13 protein-coding genes are annotated in these 21,390 nt (G+C 45.7%); 6 read left to right on the forward strand and 7 right to left on the reverse strand.

Annotated features, from left to right (window positions below):
- Positions 1-28 precede the first annotated feature (28 nt).
- From ruvA to aspS, 3 genes are all read right to left on the reverse strand, one after another.
- Entirely contained in the window at positions 29-640 is a 612-nt protein-coding gene (gene ruvA, locus ACFI6G_RS06860) for a Holliday junction branch migration protein RuvA (protein WP_010437841.1), read from the reverse strand.
- 152 nt (positions 641-792) lie between these two features.
- Complete coding sequence (gene ruvC, locus ACFI6G_RS06865) at positions 793-1,314, reverse strand: crossover junction endodeoxyribonuclease RuvC (RefSeq protein ID WP_008219936.1); 522 nt, start codon at positions 1,312-1,314, stop codon at positions 793-795.
- A 212-nt stretch (positions 1,315-1,526) separates the two neighbouring features.
- Entirely contained in the window at positions 1,527-3,299 is a 1,773-nt protein-coding gene (gene aspS / locus ACFI6G_RS06870; RefSeq protein ID WP_010437836.1) for an aspartate--tRNA ligase, read from the reverse strand.
- A gap of 282 nt (positions 3,300-3,581) precedes the next feature.
- On the opposite strand from aspS, the gene ACFI6G_RS06875 reads away from it, so the two are divergent.
- The 6 genes from ACFI6G_RS06875 (at position 3,582) to ACFI6G_RS06900 (ending at position 9,998) form a co-directional block, all read left to right on the forward strand.
- Positions 3,582-4,487, forward strand: a complete 906-nt coding sequence (locus ACFI6G_RS06875; RefSeq protein ID WP_016792567.1) for a DUF72 domain-containing protein — start codon at positions 3,582-3,584, stop codon at positions 4,485-4,487.
- Between the two features lie 139 nt (positions 4,488-4,626).
- Complete coding sequence (cmoA, locus tag ACFI6G_RS06880) at positions 4,627-5,355, forward strand: carboxy-S-adenosyl-L-methionine synthase CmoA (protein WP_010437832.1); 729 nt, start codon at positions 4,627-4,629, stop codon at positions 5,353-5,355.
- A gap of 114 nt (positions 5,356-5,469) precedes the next feature.
- The gene (gene cmoB, locus ACFI6G_RS06885) at positions 5,470-6,441 is read left to right on the forward strand and encodes a tRNA 5-methoxyuridine(34)/uridine 5-oxyacetic acid(34) synthase CmoB (RefSeq protein WP_010437830.1); all 972 of its coding nucleotides are present in this window, start codon (positions 5,470-5,472) and stop codon (positions 6,439-6,441) included.
- 309 nt (positions 6,442-6,750) lie between these two features.
- A complete protein-coding gene (locus ACFI6G_RS06890) occupies positions 6,751-7,491 on the forward strand; it encodes an ATP-dependent zinc protease family protein (RefSeq protein WP_016792568.1) in 741 nt (246 codons plus the stop codon).
- 17 nt (positions 7,492-7,508) lie between these two features.
- Positions 7,509-9,014, forward strand: a complete 1,506-nt coding sequence (locus tag ACFI6G_RS06895; RefSeq protein ID WP_016786660.1) for an inactive transglutaminase family protein — start codon at positions 7,509-7,511, stop codon at positions 9,012-9,014.
- A gap of 3 nt (positions 9,015-9,017) precedes the next feature.
- Positions 9,018-9,998 (forward strand): alpha-L-glutamate ligase-like protein, encoded by a 981-nt coding sequence (locus ACFI6G_RS06900; RefSeq protein ID WP_248372055.1) that lies wholly within the window; start codon positions 9,018-9,020, stop codon positions 9,996-9,998.
- 119 nt (positions 9,999-10,117) lie between these two features.
- Here the strand turns inward: ACFI6G_RS06900 and fdhF are convergent, their stop codons facing one another.
- From fdhF to mukF, 4 genes are all read right to left on the reverse strand, one after another.
- Complete coding sequence (gene fdhF, locus ACFI6G_RS06905; protein ID WP_462710192.1) at positions 10,118-14,347, reverse strand: formate dehydrogenase subunit alpha; 4,230 nt, start codon at positions 14,345-14,347, stop codon at positions 10,118-10,120.
- A gap of 356 nt (positions 14,348-14,703) precedes the next feature.
- Positions 14,704-19,161 (reverse strand): chromosome partition protein MukB, encoded by a 4,458-nt coding sequence (mukB, locus tag ACFI6G_RS06910; protein ID WP_462710193.1) that lies wholly within the window; start codon positions 19,159-19,161, stop codon positions 14,704-14,706.
- Complete coding sequence (mukE, locus tag ACFI6G_RS06915) at positions 19,158-19,964, reverse strand: chromosome partition protein MukE (RefSeq protein WP_462710194.1); 807 nt, start codon at positions 19,962-19,964, stop codon at positions 19,158-19,160. Before mukE ends, mukB begins: the two co-directional genes overlap by 4 nt.
- A complete protein-coding gene (mukF, locus tag ACFI6G_RS06920) occupies positions 19,945-21,282 on the reverse strand; it encodes a chromosome partition protein MukF (RefSeq protein ID WP_248389898.1) in 1,338 nt (445 codons plus the stop codon). Before mukF ends, mukE begins: the two co-directional genes overlap by 20 nt.
- Positions 21,283-21,390: the final 108 nt, after the last annotated feature.

Here is a 21,390-nt window from a genome sequence, read left to right on the forward strand (position 1 = left end):
CTATTATATAGAACAAGTATATGGGAGATTAAACCATCGACTTCAATGCTTCTCGAATCAATTGTTCGCTGGTCATGCCATCTTTAGCCACTTGAGCTACAACTTTAGAGGCTTGAGTCGGTTTATAACCCAATGCAAGTAGTGCGCTTACCGCTTCTTCTTCAGCATCGTGAACCGTTGGCAGTGAGTCCATTGGCGCTGCGTCCGTTGCAGGAGTAAATAGATCACCTGCACCCCACCCTTTCAAGCGGTCTTTCATTTCAACAACTAGACGCTCTGCTGTTTTCTTACCCACACCCGGTAGTTTCACTAGCGTAGAGATGTCTTCACGCTCAACGCTCTGAACGAATTGGCTCGCCGTCATTCCAGAGAGAATACCAAGACCAAGCTTAGGGCCAACACCGTTTGCTTTAATCACTTCACGGAACAGCGCACGCTCTTTAACCGTGTTGAAACCATAAAGTAGTTGCGCATCTTCACGAACAACAAAGTGAGTGTAGATAATTGCCTCTTCGCCAACGTTTGGTAATTCATAAAAACAGCTCATTGGCATTTGAACTTCATAACCAACACCACTCACTTCGATTAGTAATTCTGGTGGCTGTTTTTCTATTAATGTACCGCGTAGACGTCCGATCACAATTCACTCTCTTGATGGAATATAATTTGAGGGACAGAATATAAAAGAACTGGATGCTTATCCAGTTCTTTGTGTTTATTGGGATGATTTATTTAAGCTTGCTTAGCTTGAGAAACCGAATGATTCTGGCTTCAGAAACGCCATAGCCTAGGTTATCGGTAACGCCCTTTTCTTGCACCTGTTGCTTTACCCGCAAGCGCTATCAAAGTTTTATTGGTGTTAGCGTGAGTGATCGCTACACCTAAAGCATCAGCAGCATCAGCCTGTGGCTTGGCTGGTAACTTAAGCATGCTCATCACCATATTCTGAACCATAGACTTGTCAGCACCACCGTTACCCGTCACCGCTTGTTTAATCAAACGAGCCGCATATTCATGTACAGGCAAGTCTGCATTCACCGCAGCCACTATCGCACTACCACGCGCTTGACCAAGTTTAAGTGCTGAATCAGCATTCTTCGCCATGAACACTTGTTCGATCGCGAATACGTCAGGCTGGAACTGGGTGATGATTTCGCTCACACCGGCATAGATCTGCTTTAAGCGACCCGGCAATTCTTTTTCTGACGTGCGAATACAACCGCTACCTAAGTAATATAGATGGCGACCATTTTGACGAATCACGCCATAGCCGGTAATGCGAGAGCCAGGGTCAATCCCTAAGATAATAGACATAACTTCAAATACTGATTATTTATACATGCTTTATGGGCTTAGTATATCGGACGCAAAAAAAAATGCCCGTCAAATTAACGGGCATTTCGTTGTTCTGCGAAAGAAAAAGTTCTATCAAAAACTAAGTTTTGTTGAAAGCTAAAGTGCTATCTAAGACTTAAGCTCTATCGAAAACTCACTGCTTGATTAGAAAGCTGAGCTTAATCGTTTGATTAGTCTTCTTTCTTAGCTAAGTTAACAGCGATTGCTAGCTCTTCCAGTGATGCTGGGTTTGCTAGGCTTGGCGCGTCTGTTAATAGACATGCTGCTGCTGTTGTTTTCGGGAATGCGATAACGTCACGGATGTTCTCTGTACCACAAAGAAGCATTGCTAAACGGTCAAGGCCGAATGCTAGACCAGCATGTGGTGGCGTACCGTACTTAAGAGCTTCAAGCAGAAAGCCGAACTTCTCTTGTTGCTCTTGTGCTTCGATACCTAGGATACCGAATACAGCCGTTTGCATTTCTGCGTTGTGGATACGTACCGAACCGCCGCCCACTTCGTAGCCGTTGATTACCATATCGTATGCATCAGAATTAGCTGCTGCTGGGTTCGCTTTTAGCTCTTCCGCGTTCACACCAAGTGGTGATGTGAATGGGTGGTGCATTGCGTGCAGGTTGCCTTCGCCATCTTCTTCGAACATTGGGAAATCGATAACCCAAAGAGGAGCCCACGCTTTCTTGTCAGTTAGCTCTAGATCATCGCCTAGTTTAATACGAAGTGCGCCCATTGCTTCTGCAACAATGCTTGCTTTGTCTGCGCCGAATAGAATGATGTCGCCAGACTCAGCTTCTGTACGCTCAAGAATGCCGTTGATCACATCTTCGTTTAGGAACTTAGCAACTGGAGATTGGATACCTTCCATGCCTGCAGCACGATCGTTAACCTTCATCCAAGCTAAGCCTTTCGCGCCGTAGATGTTTACGTGTTCAGCGTAACCGTCGATTTGCTTACGAGTTAGCTTAGCACCGCCCGGAACACGGATAACCGCTACGCGACCTTTTTCGTCGTTAGCTGGGCCAGAGAATACTTTGAACTCAACGTCTTTAACCAAGTCAGCAACGTCAACTAGCTCTAGTGGGTTACGTAGATCTGGCTTATCAGAACCGAAACGACGAATCGCTTCAGAGAAAGGCATTACTGGGAATTGGCCTAGTTCAACATCTAGAAGTTCTTTCCACATATCGTGAACAAGCTTCTCAGTCACGTTACGTACTTCTTGAGAAGTCATGAACGATGTTTCGATATCGATCTGAGTAAATTCAGGCTGACGGTCAGCACGTAAATCTTCATCACGGAAACATTTAACGATTTGGTAGTAACGATCAAAACCAGACATCATCAGCAGTTGCTTGAATAGCTGAGGAGATTGAGGAAGTGCGTAGAAGCTACCTTTGTGAACACGGCTTGGTACTAGGTAGTCACGAGCACCTTCTGGAGTCGCTTTCGTTAGTACTGGCGTTTCGATGTCTAGGAATAGGTTCTCATCGAGGAAACGACGAACGAAGCTAGAAGCACGTGCACGAAGCTTGATACGGTCGCTCATTTCTGGGCGACGAAGATCGATGTAACGGTACTTAAGACGTTGCTCTTCAGAGTTAGTTTGGTTGAAGTCTAGTGGAAGCGCTTCTGAACGGTTGATGATCTCTAGGCCTGTCGCGTAAAGCTCTACTTCACCAGTAGCCATGTCTTTATTTACTTGGCTGTCAGGACGAACACGTACTTCACCAGTAAATTTGATACAGAATTCATTACGCAGTTGGTTAGCGATCGGGAAGATATCTTTCATATCTGGATCGACAACAACCTGAACGATGCCTTCACGATCACGCATATCAATAAAGATAAGACCGCCTAAATCACGGCGACGGTTTACCCAGCCGCACAATTCTACAGTTTGTCCCGCCAGGGACTTGTTCAGGTTACCACAGTAATGGGTACGCATAATGAATTTCCCAATCTCTTAATTATTTACTAATTTCCAAGCTGTCAGTGGTCATTCCACACAACAGAGCAAAGGAACATTTATACGCGGAAACTCGCCTAAAATCGACCTTCCACATTCGAATTTATTGTGTTTTATCTGGCTTTGCTGCTTTTTAGCCCACCAAGTGCGCAAAGATTCACCAAAACCAGGAAAATTGCGCTAATTATATCTCGAAAGTACCTTAATCAGCAAAACTCTCGTACAGTAGATTTTAGGGCGTGATGGATAACGGTGTAATAGATGAATGATCGTGAAATAACAGCAGAAACTTTACCTTTAAGACTTGGATTAACCATGTGGTCTCACTCTGAATGGCAAAGTCAGTTCTATGGCAGAGGCACCAAGCCAGCCGAACGCCTAGAAAAGTACACGCAAGTTTTTCATACCGTTGAGGGCAACACGACCTTTTACGCTACGCCAAGTATGTCGACAGTTCATAATTGGAAAGCCGCCAGTCACGATGATTTCAGGTTCACCTTTAAGTTGCCCAAATTCATTACCCACCAGCAACAACTCAGACACTGCCAAGCTGAGCTCAAAGAGTTCTTGATGACTATGTCGCCACTCCACGATCGCATTGGTCAATGGACAATTCAACTGCCACACAGTTTTGAGCCCAGCATGCTGCCTGCCCTACAAAAGTTTTGTACGTTATTTCCAAAAGACATGCAGCTTGGCGTTGAAGTTCGACACTTGGGTTTCTTTGATAAGGGTGATGCAGAGAAGCGCTTCAATCAGTGGCTAGTTGAGGAAGGCATCAATCGCATCATTATGGACAGTCGCCCTGTGTTCTCAGCGCCACCAACCACGGAAGCGGTGATCGATGCGCATCAGAAAAAGCCGCGTGTTCCCGTTCATGCGATTGCGACGGCCAATAACCCGATGATTCGATTTATTGGCCACACAGACCAAGGACCTAATATTGAGTTTTTTAAGCCTTGGTTTGCCAAAATTCCAAACTGGCTTAGTGAGGGCAAACAACCCTATTTAATGATCCACACCCCAGACAATAATCACGCACCTGAGCTTGCGATAGCTATTTATAAGCGCTTACAAAAGCAAGTGTCTGAAAATACGTCATTGTTATTACCCGATCTCGCTCAGTTTCCGGCACAAAAAGGCAATCATCAAATCTCGATGTTTTAAGCCCTCATCCTTATATACAGCCAAACACTAGGAGTAATCTCAGTTTTCGTGACAGCAGTGTTTTTTTTACGTAAAATACGTCCCCTTTTATTTGGTACGAAATCTGTGCCAATTACGCTGACTGTCGAGAGAGAATGCCATGAGCAACACAGACAATATCTTTTCCGCTCCTATTGATAAAATTGGAGACTTCACCTTTGATGCAAGGGTTGCTGAAGTATTTCCGGATATGATTCAACGCTCGGTGCCCGGCTACAGCAATATCATCTCTGCGATCGGCATGTTAGCTGAGCGCTTTGTAAAGCCACATTCAAATATATATGACCTAGGTTGCTCTCTTGGCGCGGCTACGCTTTCAATGCGCAGACACATTCAACAAGAAGGTTGCACGATTTTCGCTGTTGATAATTCAGAAGCGATGGTTGAGCGCTGTAAATTGCACGTTAATGCTTACCGCAGCGATACACCTGTCGAAGTGATTGAAGCGGATATTCGTGAAATCGAAATTAAAGACGCCTCTGTTGTGGTGCTGAACTTCACGCTGCAATTTCTGTCTCCGGACGACCGATACGCATTACTTGAGAAAATTCATGCGGGCCTGCGTCCTGGTGGGATCTTAATCCTGTCAGAAAAATACGTATTCGAAGACGAAAGTTCAAATGAATTGCTTATCGACCTGCACCACGACTTTAAACGTGCTAACGGATACAGCGAGCTGGAAGTCAGCCAGAAACGCAGCGCTATCGAAAATGTGATGCGTCCAGATTCAATTCCAGTTCATAAGCAGCGTTTTGAAAAGATTGGCTTCTCAAGTAGCGAAGTGTGGTTCCAATGCTTCAACTTCGGTTCGATGTTCGCGATTAAATAGCGCTGAACCACAATTGGCTAAAGTCTGAAGCTCTCATATTTTAGCCCTTAATTTCCCTGTGTTATGGCTATAAGGCTGTACACATTATGAATTCCACAACGGTTAATATTATTCATGTTTAATTTTGCTAACTTTTATCAACTCATTGCCCAAGACACTCGCCTACAGCCGTGGCTCAATATTCTTCCTCAACAGCTGACGGATTGGCAAAATGCAGAGCACGGTGACTTTGACCGTTGGTTACGTGCACTGAACAAGATCCCACAAGGCGTGCCTGATCAAGTTGATTTAAAGAACTCTGTGACTATCGGCAGCAGCACACCATTTCAAACGGGTGAGCTTAAAAAGCTAGAGAGCTTATTAAAGACGTTCCACCCTTGGCGTAAAGGTCCTTATACCGTTCATGACATTCATATCGATACAGAATGGCGCAGCGACTGGAAATGGGACCGTGTACTTCCGCATATCTCACCACTTAAAAACCGCTCTGTACTCGATGTAGGTTGCGGTAATGGCTACCACATGTGGCGTATGCTTGGCGAAGGTGCTCGCTTAACGGTGGGTATCGATCCCTCTCACCTATTTTTGGTTCAGTTTGAAGCGATTCGTAAGTTGATGGGCGATGATCAACGCGCTCACCTGTTGCCTCTAGGTATTGAGCAGCTGCCAAAGCTAGAAGCCTATGACACGGTATTCAGCATGGGTGTGCTTTACCACCGCCGTTCACCGCTTGATCATTTGATCCAATTAAAAGACCAATTGGTATCTGGTGGCGAATTGGTGCTTGAAACGTTAGTGATTGAAGGTGACGAAAACGCTGTTCTTGTTCCTGTTGACCGCTACGCGCAAATGAGAAATGTCTACTTTTTCCCATCAGCTCGCGCTCTAAAACGTTGGCTTGAACAGGTTGGCTTTGAAGGCGTACGTATTGTTGACGAAAATGTCACAACGATTGGTGAACAACGCACAACAGAATGGATGACGCACAACTCTCTACCTGATTACTTAGACCCGAACGATCCAAGTAAAACAGTAGAAGGTCACCCAGCACCACGACGTGCGATTCTAGTGGCGACAAAGCCATAAACTTAATAGCAATAAGAATACGAACTCGACAGCAACAAAACTTTAAATTTCAGGCCACAAAATCAACATTTCTTGTGGTAAAGAAATCATAATTTTCTGCGCTGAGAGCTCTACTTAAAAGAGCGTAAATTGAACAAAAGTTGACTTATGTTTAATAAGTGAGCTATTTCAAATAGCAATAATTGGCGCAGCGCTCACATTGCGATTCAATATGACCAGACTCTTACAATAGGATGCTTCACGCATCCTTTTTTGTGGGCTAAACTCTTAAATAGTCTGAACTATTCTCTAATTCTCAAAGGTTTTTTTATGTTTAAGCGATTATCGCCAATTGTGGCGGTTGGTTTGCTCTCTGGCTGTACCCTGACAAACGGTGCGGCCTACCACCAAGAAACTCTCGATGCTATTTCCCGCTCAGAGACAAACATCGCAAATAAGGTTCAAAATCTTGAACTGCAACTAAGCAATCAAAGTGATTACATTGAAAGCTTAGAAGATGAAATCACTACCCTATCTAATCAATTAGATGTTCATCTAACAAACATGGAACACCGCGTTATTGAAGAGTTAACGGAAGAGGAACCAGTTGCGGTTGCTGCGGCACCTATTACCCCAACATTGCAGCCAACCATTCTTGGAGGAATCGAAAAAGTATCTATTGACTCTATCAAGCAGAGCTTTGATGCTCGTGTTGATACTGGCGCAACGACTTCTTCTTTGAACGCTGTCGACGTCAAAGAATTCGAACGTGATGGTAAGAATTGGGTTAAGTTCCATCTAGACGATAAAGCACAAGCCGTAGAAGACCAGAAATGGATTGAAGCACCTGTTGTACGTTATGTAAAAATCCGTCAATCAACCAATGATCAAGCAGAACGTCGAGCTGTGATCGAATTATGGGTGAAAGTTGGAAAAATCCATGAAAAAGCGCAATTTACATTGGCGGATCGCTCTCAAATGAGTCACCCTGTATTACTAGGGCGCGAATTTATCAAAGACATAGCGCTAGTAGATGTAAGTAAAAAGTACGTACAAACGGAAGTTAAATAACAATAGTAGGGTAAGCTATGACGTCTAGAATTCCATTTTATATCTCTATTTTCCTGCTCATCGTAGCAGGTATAACGTTGAGTATGTTCAGACATACCACCTACGGCGTACCTTGGACTCCAGGGGAAACCAGGCAAGTTTGGGATGTTGAAGCTCGCATCGAGTTCAACGCAGTAGGTAAAGAAGCAAAAGTTTCACTAGCCGCTCCTCATACTCAGTCTAACTATACGCTTATCGGCGAATCGGCTTCATCACCAGGTTACGGTATTTCTTATTTGAATACTGAATCAGGTCGCCGTGCAGAGTGGTCTATTCGCTATGCAGATGGACCGCAAACCATCTACTACAAAACACAATTCTTAGTCGACAACCAAGCAAAAGTGAACGATACCCCACCAGAGGGGGAAGTTACACAGCCAAGTTTCGACGGTCCAGAGGAAGCGGCATCTCTTGCATTGATCGATAGAGCGACTAAACGTTCAGCTGACAATCTAACGTTCACTCGTGAGCTAATCAAAACGCTTAACGATCCTGACAGCCAAAACTCAGCGCTGATTCTGAACAACATGACGAAAGTAGAAGCGACACACAAGCTACTTTCAGCAGCAAAAATACACAACAAAGTAGTTGGTGTTATCGAACTGGAAGATGGACGCCGTCGTCAATCCATCCAGAACATGATTCAAATTTGGGATAATGACCAATGGATTTTATTCTCTCCTGAATCAAGCCAACAACAAGTGCAACAAAACCTACTCATCTGGGATGAGTCGAACGTATCTCTATTGGACGTTGTAGGTGGCCAGAACAGTAAAGTTCACTTCTCTATGATTGCTCAAGAGGTTTCGCCAACTGAAGCAACCAACAGCAAAGTATCAGCTGATCAGCTATTGAACTTATCAATCCACAGCCTACCGTTAGAAGAACAAGCGATGTTTAAAACCATCATGCTGATCCCTATCGGTGCCCTAATTGTTGTGTTCTTACGCGTCATCATCGGTTTGAAAACGTCTGGTACGTTCATGCCGGTACTGATTGCGGTAGCGTTTGTTCAAACTCAACTTGTAACCGGTATTGTCGGCTTCCTATTAATTGTCGGTACAGGTCTTGTCATACGCAGTTACTTGTCCAAACTCAACCTCTTATTGGTTGCAAGGATATCCGCCGTAATCATTACGGTGATCATGATTATCTCCGTGTTTACTGTGGTCGCGTTTAAAGTAGGGTTAACTGAAGGGCTATCCATTACGTTCTTCCCAATGATTATCTTGTCTTGGACTATCGAACGTATGTCTATCCTTTGGGAAGAAGAAGGCGCGAAAGAAGTTGTACTACAAGGTGGCGGCTCACTATTTACCGCGGTACTTGTTTACTTAGGTATGACTAACCCGTTCATTCAACATTTAACGTTCAACTTTATTGGTTTGCAGCTGGTTATTCTAGCGACCATCTTGCTACTAGGTAACTACACAGGCTACCGCCTAACCGAGCTTCGTCGCTTTAAACCGCTAGCGGAGGACTAAGTTATGTTTGATCAATTTACTTCACCGTTTAAGTTGAAAGACAAAGGCATAATGGGGATGAACAAGCGTAACCATAGTTATATTGGTCGCTACAATGATCGTTCCAAGTATCCACTGGTTGATGACAAGCTTAAGACTAAGATCATTGCTGAACAAGCAGGTGCAACCGTACCAAAGTTGATTGGCGTGATTGGTCATCAAGCTGAAGTAAAAACAATCCACAAGATGGTTAAAGAGTGGCCAGGTTTTGTAATCAAGCCAGCTCAAGGTAGTGGCGGTAAAGGCATTCTTGTTGTTACCTCTCATAAGGACGGCGTTTATACTAAACCATCCGGTTCAACCATTAATGAAGAAGATGTAGAGCGCCACATCAGTAACGCGCTAGCTGGCCTTTTCTCACTCGGTGGTAAGAATGATGTCGCTGTAGTTGAAAACCTGATTAAGTTCGATGAGTGTTTTGACGGCTTCAGTTACGAGGGTGTGCCAGATGTTCGAATCATTGTATTCAAGGGCTACCCTGTAATGGCAATGATGCGTCTATCCACTTCCGCATCTGATGGTAAGGCGAACTTGCACCAAGGTGCTGTGGGTGTCGGTATTTGTATCGCAACCGGCAAGGCCGTTCGTGCGGTTCAGTTTGACCATCCAGTGACACACCACCCAGATACGGGTAAAGAGTTGGCGCTACTTCAGGTGCCGCATTGGGAGAAACTGCTGACCCTTGCATCAAGTGCTTGGGAAATGACGGGGTTAGGCTACATGGGGACGGACATGGTTTTAGACCAAGAAGAAGGCCCAATGGTACTGGAGCTCAATGCTCGTCCTGGATTGGCAATACAAATTGCAAACGGTGCTGGTTTATTACCTCGCTTGCATCATATTGAAAATCTAGGCATGCCCGCTGAATACCCAAAACCAGCAGAGCGCGTTGCCTACGCTGCTAAGCAATTTGGTGTTCACGGTAGCGAAATTGTCCCAAGCTAATCTAAATAAAAAGCGAAACGACTGAGTAAGTTCATACTGAATATAGCTCGATAAAAAACCGCATAGCTCTAAGAGTTACGCGGTTTTTTAATGCCTGCAATTTAACTTAGCGGATTAGGTTAAGCCTCTGTTACTTCACTCTCTGGCTCACGAATGGGATCAATACGCACAGCCGCCACCTTAAACTCAGGGATCTTGGCATGCGGATCCGTCGCTGTCGTAGTCAAACGGTTCACTGGAGACTCCACGAAATGGAATGGAATAAACACCACGCCTTTTTGCATTCGCTTAGTGACAAACGCCGCGATTTCTATTTCACCACGACGTGTTGATACTTTAAGCATCTGACCATTCGAGATACCTAACGCCTCAGCATCATGAACACTCACCATAGCACGCGGCCCTGCTAAGTTATCCAGCCCTTTAGTTTTACGTGTCATGGTACCGGTATGGAATTGCTCTAAAATACGACCAGTTGTCAGTACTAATGGGTATTCTGCGTCTGGAAGTTCTGCAGCGTATCTAAACGGAATCGCCTCCATTTGACCACGCCCACGCGTAAATTGGGTCTGGTGCATGATACGTGTGCCATCTGGGTTGTTCTTATTACTTGGCCATTGCACGCCGTTGACCGTAATGTTCTCCCAACGTAAACCACCATATTGCGGCGTGACGCGAGCAATCTCATTGGTAATGTCGGCAGCTGAATCGTAGCTCCAACCGCCGCCCATTGCATTAGCCAGCAATTGGATAATCACCCAATCCTCTTTCGCGTCACCTGGAGGCAATACCGCAGGGTTAATACGCTGAACACGTCGCTCGGTATTGGTAAAGTGACCAGACTTCTCGGCGAACGAGCAAGACGGTAAAACCACATCGGCATACTGTGCCGTTTCGGTTAAGAAGATGTCTTGAACGACAAGGAAATCCAACGCTTCAATTCCTTCAATCACGTGCGCTTGGTTTGGATCACTGAGCACTGGATTTTCGCCCATCACGTATAAACCACGTACATCACGGTGACACGCCGCATCAATAATCTCTGTGAGCGTTAAACCCGTTTCAGCAGGCAAATCAGCAACGCCCCACTCCATCGCAAACTTTTGACGAACCATTGGGTTATACACTTTCTGATAACCCGGCAGATTGTTTGGCAACGCGCCCATATCACATGCACCTTGCACGTTAGATTGACCACGTAATGGGTTGATACCACCACCTTCAATACCAATGTTGCCGCATAAGAGTTGCAGGTTAGCAATTGAGCGAACGTTGTCGTGCCCTGTGGTGTGTTGCGTAATACCCATTGAGTAATACACCGCAGTGCGTTCCGCAGTACCAATCAAACGCGCCATCGCGAAGATATCTTCCGCTTTCACCCCAGTAACCAGTTCGACCTTATCCAAGGAATAGCTCGGTGACATCACCTCTTGCAACAAGGTATCAAAGCCATCAACTCGATCTTCGATATAATCTTGATCATACCAACCGTGCTTGATGATTTGCTGCATCACACCGTTGATCAACATTACGTCAGTACCCGGTCGATGCGCTAAGTAAAGTTCAGCATGATCGGCAATATCGATCCTTTTTGGATCGGCGACAATAAGACGAGCACCACCATGTCTCACCGCTTGCTTGATATGCGAACCAATAATGGGGTGCGCCGAAGTGGTGTCTGATCCAATAATGAAGATCACATCTGAGTGCTTGATACTCGGAATATCATTGGTCATCGCTCCACTGCCCAGAGAAGCTTCAAGCCCAGTTACGGTTGAAGCGTGGCAAAGACGAGCGCAGTGGTCGACGTTGTTGGTTCCAAGCTCACGGCGGATGAATTTTTGGAAAGCATAGTTGTCTTCGTTGGTGGTTTTAGCCGATGAGAAACCTGCTAGAGCATTGCTGCCAAAGCCTTGTTTAATCGCAATAAATTTATCAGCGATCAATTTAATCGCTTCATCCCAACTTGCGGGTTGTAGCCAGCCATCTTTGCGGATTAATGGTGTGGTTAAACGCGCATCGCTGCCCACAAAATCGAAACCAAACCGCCCTTTCACACACAACATCCCCTCATTGACCGGAGAGTCCCCGCCCTCGATATAACGGATTTTGTTCTTTGCTTCATCAACATGCATGGTGAGCTTGCAACCCACACCACAATAGGTGCAGATGGTATCGACTTTCTTGAGTAGGTCTGTGTCTCCCTGCTTTCTATCACGAGCATCCACCATTGCACCGGTTGGACACGCCTGAATACAAGATCCACATTGAACGCAGTTTGAGTCGCCCATTAAGGTCTTATTGGCCCCGAAGTTAGGACGACACTCAGGTCTTGATGCCGGCTTACCATCAGATTGATTCATGAAGCTTAAAACACCATGAACATTCTGTTCACGACACGCTTGGATACACTGCCCGCAACTGATACAGCGGTTGGCATCAAAGATAATAAATTCTGAACTGTCATCAACTGCGAATTTTTGTCTTGTTAAACCAACCTTCGCTTCTTCAGCGCGAATAGCTTGCCAGCTGTCGTTAGAAGCGACATCGATTTTATATTCTGGATGCGTTTGCGTTGCCTTGTATTCGGTCGAGTAGTCTCGTAGGTCGCAATCGGTATTGGCTTGGCAGCCACATTCTAGGCATCTTGCTGCTTCCGCAATTGCATCAGCATTATCAAATCCTGTTTCTACTTCATCGAAGCTTTGCTCGCGTTGTTCTGGGGTGAGCTCTGGCATGATTTTACGCGCCATGCGTTGTATGGACTGGTATTGCTCAGGATCGACCGCTTTTAGCTGCTTGTGCTTTCTTGAATTAAACGGTTTAGCCGGAATGTTTTCCATGTCACCATGGAAAAAGCGATCGATCGCTTGCGCAGCAACTCGGCCATCCCCCACCGCTTCGACAGCGGTTGCTGGGCCACGTCGGAAATCGCCAATACTGAAGATATTGCCTGCTCCCGTGTGCATGGTTTGCGGATCGGCATCAGCGGTATTCCAACGAGTAAGAGGAATCTCAATCTCTTCATTGTCCATAAAACTCAGATCAGGCTTTTGCGACACGGCAGCAATCACGGTATCGAAATCCTCAACAAAAAACTCACCCGTCGGTTTCGGGCTTCGTCGACCCGATGCATCCGCGGGGCCAAGCGCCATGCGTTCTAAGCGGATTTCAGATACATGACCATTCTCATCAGCAATATTTTCAGCAGGGTTGGTCAAGAAATGGAATTTGACGCCTTCATGTTCAGCCTCTTCGATTTCGTAATCTTCCGCCGGCATCTCATCTCGTGTTCGTCGATAAATTAGCGTGGTATCAGCACCATCACGAACTGCGGTTCGAGCGCAATCAATCGCGGTATTACCACCGCCAATGACAGCGACCTTTATACCCGTGATGTATTGTTTATCGGTGACATAGTCCTTTAAATAATCGACGCCAAGGTAACAACCTGCTAAATCACTTCCGGCGTAATTCATCTCAACGGCTTGTGATGCACCAACCGCTAAACAAACCGCATCGAAGTCGTTGCTTAAATCAGACAATGTAAAATCAACGCCCAACTTTTTGTCACACTCTACAGACATCCCGTTACGACACATCAGCTCGATTTCTTTGTCTAGAATCGACTTAGGTAAACGGTATTCAGGGATACCATAACGCAACCAACCACCAGCCTTAGGCATCGATTCATATACACTGACATCGTAACCCTCATTCGACAAGTAATAGCCTGCGGTAAGGCCACCAGGGCCACTACCGACAATTGCAATGCTCTTGCCTTTGTTTGGCTTCTTCGTAGGCATATAGCTTTCTTGAGCGGCTAAGTCCGCATCGGCAGCGTGACGTTTGAGTTGGCGAATCGCGATGGATTCATCGACTAAGTTACGACGACATTCGGTTTCACAGAAAGCAGGACACACACGACCAATTGAAAGCGGCATTGGCAATGTCTTTTTGATCACTTCAATCGCTTTGATGTGATCATTTTGAGCAATATGGTGCAGGTAAGATTGGATATCGACCCCAGCAGGACAGGCAGTTTGGCATGGCGCCTCACAGTCAGCGTAGTGATCGGTCATGATGCGATTCAACGCTTCTTGTCGATGATTCGTTAGCTGTTTTGACTGAGTGGTAATATTCAACCCATTAGACACTTCAAGCTCACAAGAGCGAGTAACACCAACGCCATCAACTTCAACGACACACAAATCACACGGTACTTTATCCGCTGTTTTGTTCAAACCACATAAAGATGGGATCTCCAAACCACATGTTTTTGCCGCTTCAAGAACGGTTTGTCCTTGCTCGACGATTCGATATTTCCCATCAATAACGATTTGAATCATACCTAGGCCCTACCTTTACCTTTCGCACACGCGAGTTATCAATAATTAAAATTTAAGTAATACAATATTATTAATATTATTAAATCTATGTCATTACCATACATTATTTGTGGTTTTGTGCGTGTGACCTCAAACAAGTTCCATTGATAATAACCATAAGGTATGAGTGGTCTTATCACTATCAACGAGAGGATTAAGAGGGAGTTGTTCTGTTGTAGATGTTAGATTCAAGGTACAAAAAAGCCCCTATTGATCAGGGGCTTTGAACAAATATCATTGAATCACTTTCGAGCTTATAGCTGCGCTATCAAGGTTATAGCTCAGCTATCAAAGTTATTGCTCAGCTATCAAGCTTATTACTCAGCTTCTTCAATAAGCTCTTGAACTGGAGATACCGGTCTGTTTTGAGCAAAACCGCGCAAGCCAACAACATGTACGTGCTCGTGATCTTTGAAGACCTTACGAACCAGTTTATACGTTGTACCTTTCTCAGGGCTGATGTTCTCTGGTGCTGCAATCAGAAGTTGCATACCTAAACGGTCACACAGCTCGAACAAAGTAGAGATAGATTTCGCATCCAGACGGGCTGCTTCATCGAGGAACAACAAACGACATGGAACAATGTCTTTGCTACGAAGTCGACGAGACTCTTCTTCCCAGCTCTGAACAACCATCAGTAGGATAGATTGACCGGTACCGATCGCTTCACCGGTAGACAGTGCGCCCGATTCCGCTTGTAACCAACCATCTGAACCACGGTTAACTTCAACACTTAGCTCTAGGTAGTTACGGTAATCGAGTAGCTCTTCACCCAAAACTTGCGGAGAACGTTGACCCATATCGATATGTGGGTTCACACGTTGGAACAACTTCGCCATCGCTTCTGAGAAGGTAAAGCGCGTTGATTCAAACAAGTCTTTATGTTGTTCTTGTTGAGTCGCTAACCCTGATAGCAAGATCTCGTGGCTTTCACGGATCTTAACGTTCAGACGTACGCCCTTAACCTGACCAAAGTAAATGTTCGACAAGCCTTGGTTCAGCATTCGAATACGGTTCTGCTCACGTTGAATCGTCTTCTTAATGATGCTTGCTACCGACTCAGAGCTGATCGCTAGGCGGTTTTCACGCTGGGTCAGCTCTTCAGTTAGTCGAGCTAGTTCAACTTCCATCTCTTCGATTGCTTCAACCGGATCATCCGTATGAATGATGTCTTGGCGAATACGCTCACGAAGGTGCTGGTAAACCGCAATGTAGAACAGAACCTTACGCTCTGGATGTGCGTTGTCTTCCGATAGACGCAGCGAATCACGTAAGTCGTCATTGTCAGCCACTGCTAAACGCAGTGCACCCAGTGATTTATCCGACATTGAGCGAAGTTCGCCAGCCGTTAGATAAGCCAGTTCGCGCTTATGTAGACGACGTTCAACGTCATTCTCACGAGCTAAACGTAGGACTGAACACCAACCTGCTTTTGCTGCAACCACGAAGGTACGAAGCTCGGTGTACTCTTTCTGTACTTTCTTAAGACGCTTAGCTAACGCTTTCATCTCAAGTTCAGTTGAAGTAATAGTACGCTCGTATTCGCTCTTGCGGCTACGAGAAGTGTGCAGACGCTCTTGAAGCTCGTCACGACGACGTACAGCGCGCTCTTCAGCACCTTCATCAGCGTTAACACCGAACTCTTGAAGCTCTTGCTTGAACTCTTGAACAGTCTCTTGCTTCGCTTGGTGCGAGCTCTTCAGTGCTGCCAATACTTGGTTGTATTGGTTCATCTGTTCACGAGCTTGCTTTAAGCCATCACGGCCTTTAGCTCGAGCTTGTTCAGCTTGCACCAATTTCGCTTTTAATTGCTCGCTCAGTTCGCTGCTCTTGTTGAGCAAATCAACAGAGTCTGCGTAAGCAAAATAGTGACGACGCTCAATCAAATCAGACAGCGCGAACACTCTGCCTTTTAGGCTTTGTAGCGCGTTATCTGCTTGACGATATTCTGCTTCCAAAGTTTCGAATTGTTCTGGGTCAGCGTCAAGTGCAGATACAATTTGCTCTAGTGAAGTAAGCGCTTTACCGTGAGTGTTCAAGTAAGACTTAGCTTCGCTTAAACGCTCAAGTTGTGCTTCTAATTCAGCTAAGCGCTCAGCTAATGTTTCGTCTTCAAGAATACGAACCATTGGCGCGAGTTTGTCTAATGCACCTAGTGCCTGCTTGCTTTGTAGAAGCTGACTGCGTTGCTGCTGCTCTTTAGAGTTAAGCTCAGCCAGAGAACGAACAATTTGATTACGCTTATCACGAATCGCAGCAAGTGCTTGTTCTGGGTCTGCGTTAAACGCAACATGCAGGTGCTTAGCAACAAAACTGTTGAATGCTTGGTATAGGCGATTCAGTTTCTGAGAATCGAACGCGGCTTTGGCGTGGTTTTCCACAACAACATCACGCTCTTCACGCAATATCTCTAGGCGCTGTTCACGAGCCGCACGACCAAACAATGGAATCTCAGGGAAACGAGAATAACGCATTTGACGATCGTTCAACTGAACACAGACCGCACCTTCAAGCTCGTCGGCATTGAATGAGCTGTCATCAAACGCGTCTACATCGCCTTCAAGGATGTAAAGGTCTTCTGGACAATCATCAAGATCCACCAGCTTCTCTTTAATGCCATCCAAATCAGAAACCACAATCGCATGACGAGCTGGGCCGTACATCGCACTGAAGTAAGGTGCATCGCCAATGGTGATGTCGTCGTAGATCTCAGAAAGCAGTACGCCACCAAGAGTGTCAGCGAGGCCTTTCAGACGAGGATCGTTAGAACCACCTGGAGATGCTAGACGCTCGATCTCTTGCTCAAGTTCAGCTCGGCGGGTTGCCAGTTGATCTTTAGCAACCGCTTGAGACTTTTCGTCTTCAAGTACTTGCTGCATTTGAGTCATTACCGCTTGGCTATCTTCTAGCTCAGCTTCGGTTTGATCTCTCAATGCTTCAAGGGCATCGTTTGCCGTGATCCAAGCAGGAGCAATAGACTCAAGCTTTTGAATCTCTTGATCGTGGTTTTGTTGCACACGACGTTGTTCACTTTTCGCTTCACGTAACTCTTCTTGAGCATACTCAAGCGTTTCGATCTGCATTGCATGACGTTCGCGTTCTTCGTCGAAAACCGCTTCGTCAGTCAGTGAAATGTTGTGTTGCTTTTGGTATTCAGTCGCAAGCTCTTTTGCTTGACGCTGCTGCGCTACATCGCGAGCCATGTCGCGGTGCTGAGCACGCCATTGCTGTTCGTTCTCAACAACGTGTTTTGCGTTACGACCTTTTTCTAGAGCTTGCTTAGCGCTATGAGACGCTTCTTTACGTTCAACGTTACCGACAATGCTCTTAACCAAAGACAGTGCTTTGTCGAACTGTGCAGAAGCTGCAGAAGACATGTCGAGCTTGTGCTTAGTAGACAGTAACGTCTGCGTGCTTGATTCTTCTTGTGCTTTTAGCTCAGAAACCAGAGTTAATGCGCTTTCTGCGGTAATAGACTCATCACCCAGTAGCTGCTTAGTTTTCTCTAATGCTTGAACCGCTTGCTGGTATTGAAGCGCACGAGTCTGCTGAACATCCAACGCTTGTTGGTAATCAGCAAGCTGAGTTTTCAGGCTATCCACTTCTTCTTCAGTAATGGTTGCCTGCTCTTCAGCAAGAAGTACGCGTTCTTGGGCTTCTTCAACCACCATCATCTGCTCTTCTAGACGCTCATTAAGCTCTTCTAGATCTTCGCTGTAGCGCGCAATTTTCTCTTGCTGACGAAGTGCAGTTTGAACCAATTGAAGGTGATCCGAAGCCGCTTGGTAATCTTGCTCTAGCGCTGATTCTTGATCCACCAGCAGTTCGAGTTCTTCTTGAACACGATTCAACAGGTTGTTTTGATCAAGTAAGGTTTCGCGAGAACCAAACAGTTCACCACGGAACTTCATGGTTTGATCTAACTTGTTACGACGATCGTTAGCATGGCGCATGTAGTCCGCAGCCACGTAGTTCGTAGATTCAGTGATCAAGTGTTTGAACAAATCACGATCCGACTGAGTTGTCTTGATCGCTTCTAGCGTCATGCGGTTCTCACGCAGTGCCGATTCCATATCTTGGAATGCTTTCTTCACACCACCATTTTGCGGCAGAAGGTAGTCACGCAGAGAACGCGTAATCGCACTTGATATACCACCGTAAAGTGATGCTTCAATTAGACGGTAGAACTTAGAACGGTCGCTGCTGTTACGCAGTTTCTTCGGGACGACACCGTACTCAAACATCTGTGAGTGGTAATCAACAATCGAAGAGAATGCTTTAAAGTGAGCGCCTTCGTATTGTGCAACTGCTGCTTTCACATCGTTCAATTGACATACACGAGCGTGGCTGTCGGAAACGTTTTGAATCAATACATCCGTTGGTTTCACATGGCTAGGAAGGCCTTGGATAACGAACGGCTTGATGTCTACTTTCTTGTCACGACCCGCAACTTGCTGCAGTTTTACTGCAAACAACAGGCGTTGATTACGAGAGTTCACAACATCTAGCGCAGCATAACATGCGCCAGGTTGAAGCTTACCGTAAAGGCCTTTATCACGAGATGACTGTGAGCTACCCGCTTCCGTTGTGTTACGGAAATGCAGAAGGCTTTGGTCTGGGATGAGTGCTGTGATGAATGCCGCCATTGTGGTCGACTTACCTGCACCGTTACCACCAGAAAGCGTTGTAACCAATCCATCAATATCAAAAGTACGTGCGAAGAAGCCGTTCCAGTTGACCATGGTTAATGATTGATACTTACCTCTTTCAATCATGCTTCACCTTCTACTTTTGTTTGTTCGCCGTCGTTTGACTCAAGGTCAAAGTCAGCTTGATCGTTAAAAATGTCTTGTTGACCGTTTTCATCTATGCCTGCATCGACTTCTGATACAGCTTCTGCTTGCTCTTCATTCAACAAGCTGCCTTGGTTAGGCTCTTGCGTATGCACCACAGCTTCACCGTCACGGATAAGACGCAATTGCGCTTCTTTCATGTCATCGCCAACACGAACGTCAGCACCAAAGCGGAATACCGCTTCGCTGATACGGAATTTTCCCGTTTCGCCAATCGCAATCAACATGCCGATACGACGTAAGCGACGTAGAGAAGTACGCACTTTTTCAAACAGCTTTTCTTTGTCTAGGTCAGAACCAGACGCACGGTTGGTTGCTAGCTTCATGAGTTTTTTCTCATCCGCTAACGACATCAACTCATCAAACAGCTCTTGGTTGGTGAAGATACCTTCATGAGTAAGGCGTTCTGGGCTTAGGTATAAGAAACACAACACTTTACCAACCAACATGTCTAGCTCAGACAATACACTACGACCAATCAGAGACGTAGAACGCGGACGCAGGTAAAAGAAGCCTTCTGGCGCTTTCACAAGCTCGGTGTTGTAGCGTTGGTAGAAATGCTGAAGCTCAACTTCAAAGTCAGACAGCAACGCGTGGTTATCTAGGTCTTCGGTTGAAACATGCTTGCCTGAACGCAGCATGCTGTCTAGCGCAGGGAACAGTGGGTTCGCTATCGCTTTTACCAGTTTCTCTGGCATGTAATCATCAGTACTTGTTAATGACATTTGCTTGTACCTTTGCACCGAAATCGTTGATTGCCTGCCAATCTGGCTGAATAGCCTGATAGTCAGACTCTGAGTAACCTAAGCGCACGGCTTGGTCGACAACAATTCTGGCTAAATCAAAATGGTGTGTGCGAGGGTGTGCTGCGAGGTAATCGCGTAACACAAGGCCAAGGTCAATTGGCGCGCCTTGCTGTTTGTGAGCTTTTAACATCTCTGCAATTCGTTCTGAAAGCAGATCATTCACTTGCTCAAATTCTTCGTACTCTACGTCGATCGGCGCTTGTCCCATCACTTCGTCATCACGAAGCACAAGCGCTTCATCACGAAGATCAGTTAGCTTATCGGCATCGGCGTAGGTCAATAACCAAGGCGCATCGAAGTAGTCGGTAACCGACTGACGCAAGCGTTGGCTAAAGGCTCGGTTTTTATCCATATCAATCGCGGTACGGATAAACTTGTGAACGTGGCGGTCGTAGCCGATCCACAAATCGATCGCTTGCTGACCCCAACTAGTGATTCGGTCAAGCTTCATCTGCAAGCCGAACAAGGTTTCGCCAACGAACTCGAGTTCATCGTCACCGTAAACAATTTCTTGAATATCGAGGATCTGTGTTTGCAGCTCATCACCCGCCGCTTGCAAGGTGTCTTGCAATTCTTTTAGCGTGGACGAGGTTTCTGAAAGCAAAGTTTCACAGTTGTTAATCGCCTCTCGCCAATCTTTGTTTAAAAGGTCGGCAATTTGCTGCTTAACGGTTTGCTGCTGCTCATCCATAACACGTTGGTTAAGATCGATCTGATCGAAAATTTCACCAACAGAATACTTGAGCACGCCGTAAACGTTCTTTCTCCAATGTCCTGGAGTTCCGCCCTTCTGCGCAGCTTCAATAGCTTTAGCCATCTCGTCCGCAACCATAGAAAGCTGGATAGACAATTTTAATTTAGAGAACTGACGGTGACGTAAGTAATAATCTGAGATACCCATCGCTAATGGCGACAAACGGTAAATGCTCGCACCATCGGTGATTTCGCTAGTAAAGCGGCTAATCAGCTTCTGTTTAACCAACTCATTGATGGCGTTGTTGGCACGAAACGCAGACGCTTCGCCAGTATCTTCAAACAGTCGAGTGACAATAGTAAATGCATCGTGCAATTCACCCTCGCCCAACTCTTCATCGAACCTTTCATTGCTTAATACTGCGATAGCAATCAAAAATGCTAAGCGCTCTGGTGGCAAGTTTAATGAAAAATCATGCTGCTTGACCCAGCCCACCAACTCATCAATTGGCTGCTCTTCGGCAGTTTGAGTCATTTCACTCATTGTGGTTCCTGTTACTGTTTTTCGTAATATCGAACATGTTAGATATTACGCCTATTTCTTTATGACGCGGGCTTCTTACGATTGCATAGCGCATGTTGTGGCTTCTTT

It is taken from the genome of Vibrio sp. PSi01 (assembly GCF_054960695.1).

What these genes read in the sequence shown, in the direction of transcription:
- mukE (WP_462710194.1), bottom strand. Translation starts at nt 19,964, where the DNA reads ATGTCATTAACAAGTACTGATGATTACATGCCAGAGAAACTGGTAAAA.
- ACFI6G_RS06895 (WP_016786660.1), top strand. Translation starts at nt 7,509, where the DNA reads ATGACGTCTAGAATTCCATTTTATATCTCTATTTTCCTGCTCATCGTA.
- ACFI6G_RS06890 (WP_016792568.1), top strand. Translation starts at nt 6,751, where the DNA reads ATGTTTAAGCGATTATCGCCAATTGTGGCGGTTGGTTTGCTCTCTGGC.
- mukB (WP_462710193.1), bottom strand. Translation starts at nt 19,161, where the DNA reads ATGATTGAAAGAGGTAAGTATCAATCATTAACCATGGTCAACTGGAAC.
- aspS (WP_010437836.1), bottom strand. Translation starts at nt 3,299, where the DNA reads ATGCGTACCCATTACTGTGGTAACCTGAACAAGTCCCTGGCGGGACAA.
- cmoA (WP_010437832.1), top strand. Translation starts at nt 4,627, where the DNA reads ATGAGCAACACAGACAATATCTTTTCCGCTCCTATTGATAAAATTGGA.
- mukF (WP_248389898.1), bottom strand. Translation starts at nt 21,282, where the DNA reads ATGAGTGAAATGACTCAAACTGCCGAAGAGCAGCCAATTGATGAGTTG.
- ACFI6G_RS06900 (WP_248372055.1), top strand. Translation starts at nt 9,018, where the DNA reads ATGTTTGATCAATTTACTTCACCGTTTAAGTTGAAAGACAAAGGCATA.
- fdhF (WP_462710192.1), bottom strand. Translation starts at nt 14,347, where the DNA reads ATGATTCAAATCGTTATTGATGGGAAATATCGAATCGTCGAGCAAGGA.
- cmoB (WP_010437830.1), top strand. Translation starts at nt 5,470, where the DNA reads ATGTTTAATTTTGCTAACTTTTATCAACTCATTGCCCAAGACACTCGC.
- ruvC (WP_008219936.1), bottom strand. Translation starts at nt 1,314, where the DNA reads ATGTCTATTATCTTAGGGATTGACCCTGGCTCTCGCATTACCGGCTAT.
- ACFI6G_RS06875 (WP_016792567.1), top strand. Translation starts at nt 3,582, where the DNA reads ATGAATGATCGTGAAATAACAGCAGAAACTTTACCTTTAAGACTTGGA.